Annotated in this window: 5 protein-coding genes and 2 pseudogenes; 3 read left to right on the top strand and 4 right to left on the bottom strand. The window is 66.6% G+C overall.

All coding sequences use genetic code 11. From position 1 onward, the window contains the following. Positions 1-43: 43 nt before the first annotated feature. Positions 44-6,436: an autotransporter domain-containing protein gene (locus tag SNOV_RS24130; protein WP_041782266.1), complete on the top strand. Its 6,393-nt coding sequence runs from the start codon at positions 44-46 to the stop codon at positions 6,434-6,436. Positions 6,437-7,110: 674 nt separating this feature from the next. Here SNOV_RS24130 and SNOV_RS13285 read toward each other — a convergent pair. The 3 genes and pseudogenes from SNOV_RS13285 to SNOV_RS13280 form a co-directional block, all read right to left on the bottom strand. Then, positions 7,111-9,365 (bottom strand): annotated as a pseudogene (locus tag SNOV_RS13285) (hypothetical protein). A 359-nt stretch (positions 9,366-9,724) separates the two neighbouring features. Beyond that, on the bottom strand, positions 9,725-10,000 hold the full coding sequence (locus SNOV_RS23495; protein ID WP_144295989.1) for a hypothetical protein: 276 nt from the start codon (positions 9,998-10,000) through the stop codon (positions 9,725-9,727). Between the two features lie 19 nt (positions 10,001-10,019). After that, on the bottom strand, positions 10,020-10,235 hold the full coding sequence (locus SNOV_RS13280) for a helix-turn-helix domain-containing protein (RefSeq protein ID WP_013167464.1): 216 nt from the start codon (positions 10,233-10,235) through the stop codon (positions 10,020-10,022). Positions 10,236-10,393: 158 nt separating this feature from the next. Between SNOV_RS13280 and SNOV_RS13275 the strand changes: the two genes are divergently transcribed. Continuing rightward, positions 10,394-11,059 carry a hypothetical protein gene (locus SNOV_RS13275; protein ID WP_041782264.1) on the top strand — a complete coding sequence of 222 codons (666 nt, stop codon included), beginning with the start codon at positions 10,394-10,396 and terminating at the stop codon, positions 11,057-11,059. Here the strand turns inward: SNOV_RS13275 and SNOV_RS23005 are convergent. Continuing rightward, a pseudogene (locus tag SNOV_RS23005) lies at positions 11,049-11,351 on the bottom strand (HNH endonuclease); the annotation flags it as partial. The gene SNOV_RS13275 and the pseudogene SNOV_RS23005 overlap by 11 nt on opposite strands. Positions 11,352-11,489: 138 nt before the next feature. On the opposite strand from SNOV_RS23005, the gene SNOV_RS23000 reads away from it, so the two are divergent. Continuing rightward, the gene (locus SNOV_RS23000; RefSeq protein ID WP_210160634.1) at positions 11,490-12,341 is read left to right on the top strand and encodes an HNH endonuclease; all 852 of its coding nucleotides are present in this window, start codon (positions 11,490-11,492) and stop codon (positions 12,339-12,341) included. Positions 12,342-12,535: the final 194 nt, after the last annotated feature.

Genomic DNA, 12,535 nt, shown 5'->3' with positions numbered 1-12,535 from the left:
GCGGATTGACACTGCGGTTCGCCAGGCACGGTTCCTAAAATCCTTGCGCGATCCTCCCGGCCGTGCGCGCCGGCTGAGATGGGCGCTCATCGGCACGACGGCGCTGGTTGCCGTCGCTTTGGTGGGGACTCTGCTCGTCGTGCCAGCGACGCCGGTCTTTGCCGATGGCGGCGCCGGCGGCGCCAGCAGCGACGGCAACCCCGGCGCCCCCGGGGGCGCCGACAGCGTGACAGGCGCCGGCGTCGACGGCTCCACCTACGCCAATAACGGCTATGGCGGCGCCGGCGGTGGCGGCGGTGGTGCCGGCGTCAGCGGTGGCTATGGTGGCACCGGCAGTTATGACGGCACCGATGGCAGCCCCGGCGCTGGCGGCCTTCCGGGTGCCGCCGGCGGCGGCACCGGCGGGAATGGCGGCGGCGGCAAGGGCGGCGCGGGCGGCGGCGGCGGTGGGGGCGGGGCGCACGGCTTTTACGGGAGCACGCTGCCGGGCGGCGATGCGACCGGCGGCAATGGCGGCAATGGCGGCGAGGGCAGCGGCGCGGTTTTTTATCACAAGGGCGGCGGCGGCGGCGGCGGCGCCGGTGGCTTCGGCGCGGTCGTCACCGGTTCGGGTTACCTCGGCCAGATCACCGGCGACATCACCGGCGGCAATGGCGGCACCGGCGGTTACGGCGCGGGTGTCGACTCCGGTTACGGCGGCGGGGGCGGTACCGGCGGTATCGGCCTCGTGCTCACTGGGACCAGCCAGGTCGGGATTGGCGCGTCCTCGACCATTACCGGCGGCTCCGGCGGCTCCGGCGGCTCCGCCAACACGGATACCAGCGCCAGCAGCGGAAGCGGCGGGGTCGGCGTCTACTCATCTACCGGCGCCACGATCACCAATGGCGGTTCCATCAGCGGTGGCACCGGCGGTGCTGGCATCGACGGCGGCAATGGCGGCTACGGCGCGGGCGGCGGTGGCGGTGGCACCGGCGTCTGGCTCTCGGGCACTGGAGCCACCCTGACCAATAACCTCACGATCACCGGCGGGACCGGGGGCACCGGCGGCGACGGTGGGTACGGCGGCATCGGTCGCGGTGGCGACATCGGCACTCCGGGCGGTGCCGGCGGCAGCGGCGGCGCCGGCATGCTGCTTTCGGGCACTGGCGCCACCCTGACCAACAACGGCACGATCAACGGCGGCGATGGCGGTATCGGAGGCAACGGCAACTACGCCGGGAGCCGCGGCGGTGATGGCGGCGATGGCGGCGCCGGCGGCATCGGCGTCTCGCTCTCCGGCACGGGCGCCACCCTGACCAATGGCGGCACGATCAATGGCGGCACCGGTGCCGACGGCGGCAGCGGCGGCTACGGCCCCGACGGAAATGGCGGCGGTGGCGGCCCCGGTGCCGGCGGCGCCGGCGTCTCGCTCGCCAATGGCGCCACACTGATCAATTACGGCACGATCAACGGCGGCGGCAGCGCCCTCGCGCCAGGCACCGGCGTGTCGGTGAATGGTGGCACCGTGATCAACGGCGGCACGATCAACGGCGGCACGAGCCCGCTTCTCCCCAGCTACCACGTTGATGCCATCACTTTCGCAGGCAGCGGCAACCGGCTGGAACTGCGTGACGGCTTCGACATCCAGGGCAATGTGAACGCCAATAGCGGAACCGACGACACGCTGGCGCTGGGCGGGACGTTGAACGGGACCTTCGCGGTCGGCGCGATCGGTGCGACCCAGCAATATCAGGGCTTCGAGAATTACGAGAAGACGGGGACCAGCACCTGGACGCTGACGGGCACGACGGGCGCCGTCACTCCCTGGACGATCAGCCAGGGAACGCTGTCGATCTCCGCCGACGCCAATCTCGGCGACCCCTCCGGCGGGCTCACCTTCGACGGCGGCGTGCTCGAGAACAGCTCCAGTTTCACCACCGCGCGCGCCATCTCCCTGGAAGCCGACGGCGGCGCGCTGCAGATCGGTGCCGACCTGACGGTGAGCGGCGTCATCTCCGGTGCCGGCGCGCTCACCAAGGCGGGCAGCGGCACCCTGACGCTCACCAGCGCCAACAGCTACACCGGCGGCACGACCATCAACGCGGGCACGCTGCAGATCGGCGACGGCGGCACGGCGGGCTGGATCCTCGGCGATGTCGCCAACAACGGCGTGCTCGCCTTCGACCGCTCGGACGGCGTCACCTTTGCTGGCGCCATCTCCGGCAGTGGCGCCCTTCAGCAGAACGGCACCGGCACCGCCATCCTCACCGGCGCCAGCACCTACAGCGGCGCGACGAGCGTCAATGCCGGGACGCTGATCGTGAACGGCTCGCTCGGCGCCGGCACGGTGAGCGTCGCCAATGGCGCCACGCTCAGCGGCTCCGGCAGCGTCGGCGGTGCGGTGACCGTGCAGAATGGCGGCACCCTCGCCGGTACGCATGGAGCGACGCTGGGCATGGGCGCCCTCGCGCTCAGCGCGACCTCGAACGTCGATGTCGTGCTTGGCAGTCCGAGCGGCACCCTGTTCGACGTTAACGGCGACGTGACGCTCGACGGCACGCTCGACATCACCGGCGCCCCCGGCCTGGGCACGGGCGTGTATCACCTGATCGAGTACGACGGCACGCTTACCGACAACGGGCTGGCGCTGGGAAGCGTGCCGCTCGATTTCACGACCGCGATCAACATCGCCACCGCCCAGCAGGTGAACCTCACGGTCTATGCCGATCCGACCAAGACGCAGTTCTGGCAGGGCGGCTCGACCCCGGTCGGGGGCAGCGGCACCTGGAACGCCACCAATACCAACTGGCTGAACGCCGATGGCAGCATGTCGACGCTCTGGGGCGGGGTGCAGGGGATTTTCCACGGCACGCCCGGCATCGTGACGGTGGAAGGCACGCAGGCCTTCGAGAGCCTCGAATTCGTTGTCGACGGCTACAAGCTGGTCGCCGGCAGCGGCGGCGCGCTGGCGCCCACGGGTATGGCGGACCTGTGGGCCGAAGGCACGCGGACCACCGCAACCCTCGCCACCCCGATCATCGGCACGGGCGGCATCGTCAAGATCGGGGCCGGCACCATCGTGCTGACAGCGAACAACACCTACACCGGTGGCACGGTCATCAACGCGGGCACGCTGTCGGTGTCGGCCGACAATAATCTCGGCGCGGCGACCGGCGGCGTGGCCTTCGACGGCGGCACGCTGGGGAACACGGCGGCCTTCACGACCGGGCGCGCCATCACGCTGAACGGTGGCGGCGGCACCTTGCGCACCACCGCCGATCTCACCGCCTCCGGCGTCATCTCCGGTGCCGGTGCGCTCACCAAGACAGGTGCCGGAACGCTGACGCTCACCGGAACCAACAGCTACACTGGCGGTACGACAATCAATTCGGGGACGCTGCAGATCGGCGACGGCGGCACGTCGGGCTCGATCGTCGGCGATGTCGTCAATAACGGCGTGCTGGCCTTCAACCTGTCCAATACGCTCGCCTTTGCCGGCGTCATCTCCGGCAGCGGCGCCCTTCAGCAGAACGGTACGGGCATCACCATCCTCACCGGCGCCAGCACTTACAGCGGTGCGACGAGCGTCAACGCCGGGACGCTCAACATTGCCGGCTCGATCGGCGCGGGCGCGGTGAGCGTCGCCAATGGTGCCACGCTGACCGGCACCGGCAGCATTGGCGGCGCGGTGACCGTGCAGAACGGCGGCACCCTCGCCGGGGCGAGCGGAGCGACGCTGGGCATGGGCGCACTGGCGCTCAACACGACCTCGAACGTCAATGTCGTGCTCGGCGCGCCGGGTGGCACCCTGTTCGACGTCGCCGGCGACGTGACCCTCGACGGCACGCTCGACATCACGGGCACCGCAGACCTTGGCACTGGCGTGTATCACCTGATCGAATATGGCGGCAGCCTCACCGACAACGGGCTGGCGCTCGGAAGCGTGCCGCTCGATTTCACGACCGCGATCAACACCGCCACCGCCCAGCAGGTGAACCTCACGGTCTATGCCGATCCCACCAAGACGCAGTTCTGGCAGGGCGGCTCGACCCCGGTCGGGGGCAGCGGCACCTGGAACGCCGCCAATACCAACTGGCTGAACGCCGACGGCAGCATGTCGACGCTCTGGGGCGGGGTGCAGGGAATTTTCCACGGCACGCCCGGCATCGTGACGGTGGAGGGCACGCAGGCCTTCAAGAGCCTGGAATTTGTCGTCGACGGCTACAGCCTCGTCGCCGGCAGCGGCGGGGCACTGGCGCCGACGGGCATGGCGGACCTGTGGGCCGAAGGCACGCGGACCACCGCAACCCTCGCCATCCCGATCGTCGGCACGGGCGGCATCGTCAAGATCGGCGCCGGCACCATCGTGCTCGCGGCGGACAACAGCTACACCGGCGGCACGGTCATCAAGGCCGGCACGCTACAGCTTGGCAACGGCGGTACGTCGGGCTGGATTCTCGGCGATGTGCTGAACAATGGTGTGCTTGCCTTCGACCGTTCGGACGACGTCACCTTCGCCGGCGTCGTTTCCGGTACCGGCGCGCTTGCCAAGATTGGCGACGGCAGTCTGACCCTCACGGGCGCCAACGCCTACACCGGCGGCACAACCATCGGCGCGGGGACGCTGCAGATCGGCGACGGCGGCACGTCGGGCTCGATCGCCGGCGATGTCGTCAACAACGGCGTGCTGGCCATCGACCTGTCCACCACACTCACCCTGGATGGCGCCATCTCCGGCAACGGCGCCCTGCAGCAGAACGGCACGGGCACCACGATCCTCACCGGCGCCAGCACCTATACCGGCAGCACGACCGTCAGTAGCGGTGCGCTGATCGTGAACGGCTCGATCGGCGCGTCGAGCCTGCTCACGGTCGATGCCGGCAGTCTCATAGGCGGCACCGGCACGCTGCCCGCGACCATGATCAACGGCGGCACGCTGGCGCCCGGCAATTCGATCGGGACGATCAGCGTGCAGGGCAATCTCGCTCTGTCGAGCGCGGCGACCCAGCAGATCGAAGTCTCCGCGACCGCCGCCGACCGCACCGATGTCAGCGGCACGGCAACGCTCGGCGGCACCGTGCAGGTGGCGGCCACGCCCGACGATTACGGGCTCCACGCCAGCTACATCATCCTTCATGCCGACGGCGGCGTGAACGGGGCCGAGACGCTGTCGGCGACGGTCAACTCCGTGTTCCTCGATCCGACGCTCAGCTTCGACGCCAACAATGTGTTCCTCAATCTCACGCAACTGCCGTTCAACTCGATGGCGTGGACGCCGAACCAGCGCGCGGTCGCCGATGCGCTGCAGGTAAGCGGCACCCGCAGCGCGCTTGGCGCCGCGGTGTTCAATCAGATTACCGGCGCAGGCGCCCGGCAAGCCTTCGATGCGCTGTCGGGCGAGGTGCATGCGAGCGCAGCAGGCGTGATGCTCGACGAGTCGCGCTACCTTCGCGACGCCGTGCTCGGGCGCGCGCGGCAGGCCTACGGTGATATCTCCGGCCCGCTGGCGGCGCTTGCGCCTGAGGTGGCGGCCGTCACCTTTGCGCCGGCGGCGCCGCAAGGCTCCGCCGCGCTCGGCTACGGGGCAGCCGGCGCGCAGCCCGTGGCGCCACCCCCGAGTCCCGATGGGCCCGTGTCCGCGACCTGGGCGCAGGCGATCGGCGCCTGGGGACGGCTCGACGGCGACGGCAATGCCGCCACTCTCGACAGTAGCGTCGGCGGCCTCATCAGCGGGTTCGACGTCACCTTCGCCGACAGCTGGCGGCTCGGCCTTGCCGCCGGCTATACCCAGACCTCGCTGGACGTGGATGCCCGCAATTCCTCGGCCTCCGTCGGCAATATCCATCTCGCGCTCTATGGCGGCACCCGGCAGGGCCCGTGGGGCCTGCGCGGGGGCGCCGCCTATACGTGGCACCAGCTCGACACCTCGCGCTCGGTCACCTTCCCGGGCTTTGCCGAGCTCGCGACCGCGGACTACGCCGCCGGCACCGCGCAGCTGTTCGGCGAGGTGGGCTATGCCATCACGCTCGGCGACGCCGCGCTCGAGCCGTTCGCCAGCGTCGCCTATGTCAACCTGCGCACCGGCGGCTTCACCGAGACGGGCGGCGTCGCCGCGCTCAGCGCCGCCGATCAGTCGCTGGACGCGACCTTCACCACGCTCGGCCTGCGCGGCTCCGCTCTGCTCGGCGTGGCGAACGGCGTGGCGGTGACCGCGCGCGGCACACTCGGCTGGCGGCACGCTTTCGGCGACGTGACGCCGGAGCTAACGTTTGCCTTGAGCGGCGACGTGCCATTCACCATCGCCGGCGTGCCGATCGCGCGCGACGCGGCGGTGGTGGAGGCGGGCCTCGACATAGCCATCAGCCCCGATGCCAGGCTCGGCATCGGCTATTCAGGTCAGCTCGCCGGCGATGCCGAAGATCACGGCGTACGCGGCAACTTCGTCTTGAGGTTCTGAAAGACGGGACGGCTCTGCAAAACGTCGAATACCCGGAATTCAAGGCGGATATTCAAGCGACGACAGTCGGCTCGTGTCGGTCTCGGTCAAGGCGAGCCGACCAGCGGGGTTGCGGCGCTGCGCGGCAATCCTGCCCATGAGGAGCAAAGACCATGACGACCGCTACAATCGAAACGGCCGCCGCAACGCGTCGTGAGCGGCGAGACGGTTTCATTCCGCTCAACAAGCATCCGCGCAACGCCCAGAAAGAAGGCCCGCATAGCGAGGCGTCTGTCAAAGCAAAGAAGTTGCGGAAGCCTGGAGGCGCGGACTGTGAACCGTCTCGAAACAGTTGGGGAATTCGTCTCTCGGCTGTCGGCGGTGAAGTGAGCTGTACGCCATTCGACGTGCTGCGCTCGCTAGCACTATCCGATGACCGGACGTTCCGAACGACTGCATCGGGTCAGTTTCGGCCTCGGACATTCATCGGCGACATGTCGGCTTCTCGTTTTGAAGTCCCTGATAGCGGACAGTCTGCCACCGGCCCCGATTGCACCGTTCCCCTCCTGAGTGAGCGGCTCGTCAATCTGCCCCTACGGCGCTTCCGGCCCTGCTGCTGAAGCGGATTGCCAACGTGGGAACACGCCATCGCGTAGCGCGGGCGGCGAGAGATTCGCACATCAGGCGTTCTACCCTCACGCCGCTGCCCACACCTTGTTGAGAATCTGGGCCGCGAGAGCCGCCTTGTCCTGCGGCAGGAATCGGCCGTAGTGCTTGGCGACCATCTCGGGGGTGTCCTGGATGGCATAGCTCGCCTGCTCATAGGAGCCGGTCTTCTTCAGGATGTGAGTCGCGAGCACGTCGCGGACATTGTGCGGGCCGTGCGGCAGGAGGCCCTTGATGGCGCCGCGGCCGGTATAGGGGTTGTGGATGCCATAGCGCTGGATGGCCAGACGCCAGGCCTCGTAGAAGGTGTTTTGGCAGTACGCGGCATCCTTGCTGGTGGGCTTTACCGTCTTGACGAACAGCGTGCCCGGATCGGCGGCATGCTTCAGCAGCACCCGCTGGTGCCGGTCGATATAGGCCTCCAGATAGCGATAGAGCTCGCCGAGGTCCGGCAGGATCAGCCGGAACGGCTTGCTGCCGAAGAAGGACGAGTTCGCGTTCTTGAAGGCGACAGAGGGGATAAGCACCTCCCATCGCGCTCGCTCCAGCGCAACTCGCCGCGCTTCATCTCCGCGAGGCGGCGCTCCGAGGTCGGCAGCCGGCCGCGCGGACAGACGAGGAGTTGACGCAGGTTCTTCTGCCGCAGCCCGAGATGCAGGCCGAGCCGCAGCATGAGGAAGGCTCGCACCGCCTCGGCCGCCGCGCGCGGGTAGCGTTTTTCGTCCGGCATCAGCCGCAGGATCTCCTCGGTGATCTTGCGATACTCCGCGACAGGGCTCTCTGCCTCCAGAACCGCGATGATCGGCTCGAAGGGATCACGGTGGATGCGGGCCACGCGCTGGACCTCCCGCGCGCGGGCGAGGCCGTGGCGATGCATCTGCTCGCAGGCCGCGTCCCAGTCAGCACGGGCCGTGGCAACGTCGTGCTCGGTGATCAGATTGGGAATAGGGCGGATGCGTTCCGCCAACTGCGGGCTCTGCCGCAGCCAGCCTGTCTCGGCGCGGGTGAGCGCGGCAGCGATCCGCAGCATGTCGACTTCCCACGCGGTGTAGAAGCCGCGCCGACGCTCCCGCCATTGGATGTACCAATCCCACACGATCGGGAAGACCAGAAGACCGAAGCTCAGGTTTTCTAGCGGCACGCCGAAGCCATGGACCGCGCCGCTGGGTGACGCGGCCAGCGCGCCGAACATCAATCCGAGATGTTCGACCTTTTGCGACGCCGTCTCTTCACCCCAGACACCGCTGCGCTGATAGCCAAACGCTGTCAGCGTCGCCGTCTTGAAGCGGACGAGATCGGCCATCTCCTCGGCCAGCTGGGGCGGCGCATCTAGCGCCACACTCGCGAGGTCCGGGTCCGGCAGCGATCCATCCTCCTCCCGGCAAAACCGGTACAGCCCGCGCGGCCGGGAGGATTGGTCGAGCAGGCCGGGAAAGCGGATCGAGTAGCGCTGCTTCATGGCGGCAGCCTGGAAGCGCCGATAGTCGGTCGTTCCCGAAATCACCACGCGCTGTACCCACTCAAGGATCTCCTCCCTCTCCTTCAACGGGCGCCGATCAAAATCATGCGGCAGGTGCCAGGCGAGGCGTCGTCGCTCCGCGCGGCTGATGCCGGCAATGGTCCCCGCTGATGTGCAGCGGTTTCCATTCGGCAGCTTCGAGCGGAAGTAGCCCGGCGGCAGGCGGTAGCGCCGCTCGATGAGCTCCAGCGCCGCGAGGCTTCGCGAGGCGCGCGGCACCTTCACGCCGCGGCGCCACAGGTTGAGTGCCGTAGCATCGACCTGAGCCGCGCTCGCCTCAAGGACACGGGCGAGATGCTTCGCCGTATCGCCGTGGCGGCGCATGTGAAGATCGAGCGCATCGGCGAATGACGGCGGGTCCGTCCAGGGCCGGCCTTCGCTCTCGGGGAACTCGACAATGGGCTTCGCCCGAGGGCCGCGTCGGCGCGGCGCAGCGTCGAGCCGCTCAGCACCACGCTGAAGCGTGCACCTCTCCGAGCCGGACGGTTGCCGGCGCGCCGCGGCACGCTTCACCGTGACGTGGCCGCGGCGCGCCAACTCACGACGTAAGGCATCAAGGCCGGGCGCAAGCACGGGGCCGGCGCGCTGCAGATCGGCGTAATCCACATCACAGGCGTGAGCGATCGCGTGCCAGTCATAATCGCGCTCCGTCAGGGGTGGCGGCACGCGCGCGGCGAGGAGATCAAGGAGCCAGTTCTGGAACAGGTCGGCGTCGCGGGGCGACAGGACGGTCGTGGCACGCTGCTGGCAGAACTTCACCAACATGCGCGCGAAGCTCGTACGGGGCATCGGCGGTCAGTGCAGGCACGTTGTGGAGAGGCGACTCGCCTCGGTCAGGGGCGGCGTTCTGCCGAGAAGCCGTTCGCTCTGCTACGCCTCAGAAGTGGCAGGCCTCGCGATCCAAAACCAAGAGGCGATGGTCCGCAGGCCGGCATCAGACGGCAACAATGTGCGGCTAATCGTTCAGCCAACAAGATTCCAGATAAGCCCACACATTGCTCTAGAGCGGCGCAATGTGTTGAGATCAGATAAATAATGAGCAAACGCAACGACCCAACCGCCGCGCAATGTGTGCGCTTTTATCCTGCCATCAAGCTCCCTCGCTCCGTCGGGCCTAGACTAGATCACGTCACATCGCTGCGATACGTCGACAGAGCGACAGAAAACACGCCGTGGGCGCCGAGCACCATCGACTTTACCTCAAGCTCTCCGAAGCTACGACGCCTGACTGTTGCATCGGCCGCCGCGTGGGCAGCGACGTTGCCATTCATCGCGATGCCTCGCGCGAAGCGGCTGTCGGTGACGCGCAACCGAAGCACGTAAGAGCTGCGGTCGCGTTGCACAGAACCTGCAAAGGAACTGCAGCCGAACCGCGCTGAAGCCGCAGCGATCTTGCGCAAGAATTACGCTCGCGGAGGGCTATTCCGACTCTGACGGCTTGCGGAAGCGCACACCGGCGCCGCCGCCATTTTCCGGAATGAACTCAATGCCGGCGGCTTCGAGCGCCGCTTGAAGACGCTCAACCGTTGCCGCTTTCAATGCCTCGCCGCGCTCGAAACGGGTCACGGTTTGTGTGGAAACGGCAGCCTGGTTCGCCAAATCGCGCACGCCCAAGCCGAGAGCGGCGCGGGCCATTTTGCATTGCGCAGCATTCATATGAATCACGACACTGTAGTGATTTTTGATTGCTGTTGATTCATGTCGTCGCTATCCTTCTGCGCCTTAAGCGGCCGGACACGTGTTTGCCCCACGTATCCGGCCTGACCACAACCAAGCTGCGTGGAGCTCGGATCATGGCTGATTCTGAGATTAGCATGAGTCTGTCCCGACCATCCCGGAGGGACCTTCTCTCTGCCGCCCTGGCGACGGTCGGCGGCTCTTCCTTCAACAGTTCGGCTGCAGCCGCGCCGCAGGATGGCGGCGCGACAGATGCCGCCATCGGCGCGTGGAAGGCGTGGCGGGCAGCGCATCGGCGCACGCTCGCTCTCTGCCGGAAACAGCAACGTCTGGAGTCCGAACTCGCGCGGGAGATCGGCTTTCCGCAGGTAGTTTTTGTTGCGGCCGAGTTGCGGTCTGCGGTCCGCATCAGCTCTCTGCGGCAGTTCGACGAGCTTGCGGCCGATCTGCCGTCACTTTGCTCCCGACGCGACGAAGCCGCTGCCGCGCTGCGCGCACATCAGCAGCGGTGGGACGACGCAGATCGCGCCATCGGCTACTCCGTTACCCGGCAGCAAGAGGAGGCGGCTTCCGGCGATGAGGAGCGCCTGATTGCAATGCTCTTTGCAGCGGACGCCAGTTCTCTGGGTGGCCTCTCAGCGAAGCTCGACGTTCTGATCGCAGTCGGAGCCGATGGCGCCGAAGGGCGGCACTTTCCCTGGCCCGAGCTGCGGCGCATCCGCAGGGATGTTGCGCGCTTGATGCAGTTGCGGCGTCACGATGCCGTCGGCTTCACTGCTTGAGGCAGTGCTCACGATGCCAAAGCAGGAAGTGGGGATGCGGACGCTCGAACGCCCGTTGCGGGGCAATTGCGCGTCCGCTCCAATTGATGAAGGCGCGCACGCCATCGGGATCGTTGGCGTGCCGGGAAACCAGCACGTCGCGATCGTCCGTCAGACTGATGAGCCCGCGATCAAACATCCAATGCGCCGTACCTGACAGAGCCAGTCCATTGCTGACGATATCCTGGCCGTTCGTCCGAACCGGCTGAATATGCGCAGCCGCGACCTTGGCCCGCCCGGTGCACGCGATGAGACATGTCCGTTGTCATATGCGATCGAATTGGCCACGCTGATACCTCTCATCTGTACCGAGGTGTCATACGTGCCCGCATTCTGGCTGACTTATAAGCCGCTCAGCAGTGCCGCTCCTAGGGGATGGCCGCCGGAACAAATGGACAGGCTGGTCAGCAACTTCCAAGCTGACAGCAATGGCGCAACGCCTTTGTGGAGGATAGCGTCATCGAAAGCCGCTTCTGTCGGCGATCGTGTTTACTTGTTCCAACAAGGGTCCGGTCCGAGAGGGGTTTTCGGGATCGGCGAACTTATCGAGGCTCCCCGTAGACAGCCAGATCCCACCGACATTGATGCGGGGGTTACCGAGCGCGCCCGAATAAGGCTTATGCATCTCGTAAACCCAAGGAGCGGGTTCCTGCTCGATTACGACGCAATAGCGGACATCATTCCTCAGTCTTTGTTAGATGCTCAGCAAAGCGGCAATCGCGTGCCCGAGGAAGTCTCGCGAGAGCTTGAAAATCGACTTGCGCCCATCGCCGGCGCCGCTCGGCCCCTTGGTGCGCATGATGCCGACGCCTCTGAATTTGACCCCAGCAGCGTCAATGATGATCAAGAAAGAGCTCTTCGCGCCATCCGGATCCGCAGAGGGCAGCCAGCCTTCCGCGAGGCTCTCATGTCTGCCTATGGAGGAAAATGCGCAATAACAGGCTGCGCCGTTGAACATGTATTAGAAGCTGCACATATTTATCCCTACGCAGGTCGAACAACAAACCACCCATCGAATGGATTGCTTCTGCGAGCCGATCTCCACACATTATTTGATTGCTATCTGATAGCCATTGAACCCACCACGAGAGAGGTGGTGGTGGCAGAGGAACTGAGAAGCTCCCCTTACATGAAGTTGGCCGGGCGCCGATTGCGCACACCGCGCGATGTGACCAGCACCGCGTCCAAACGCAGCCTTGAAATGAGGTATGCGGCCTTCAAGGCCAAGGGTCGCTTATCGTAGGCATCTGTCTCACTTGCAGCGTGATTGGCGCCTCCACAACGTCCTAGCGGAGTATCGAATGAAACTCGCGGCGACATTGCCAGCGAGGTCGATACCGCTCACATTGCTTCGAGTTTCACGTCACATTGCGTCATGCTCGAATCAGCATTTCATCCAGAAGATCAGGCCCGATCGTTGATCGATCGGCGGCTTCT

Source organism: Ancylobacter novellus DSM 506 (assembly GCF_000092925.1).
Lineage (GTDB): Bacteria > Pseudomonadota > Alphaproteobacteria > Rhizobiales > Xanthobacteraceae > Ancylobacter > Ancylobacter novellus.
Note: the sequence above shows the minus strand (reverse complement) of the source record. Positions and strands in the feature narration are given on the sequence as shown.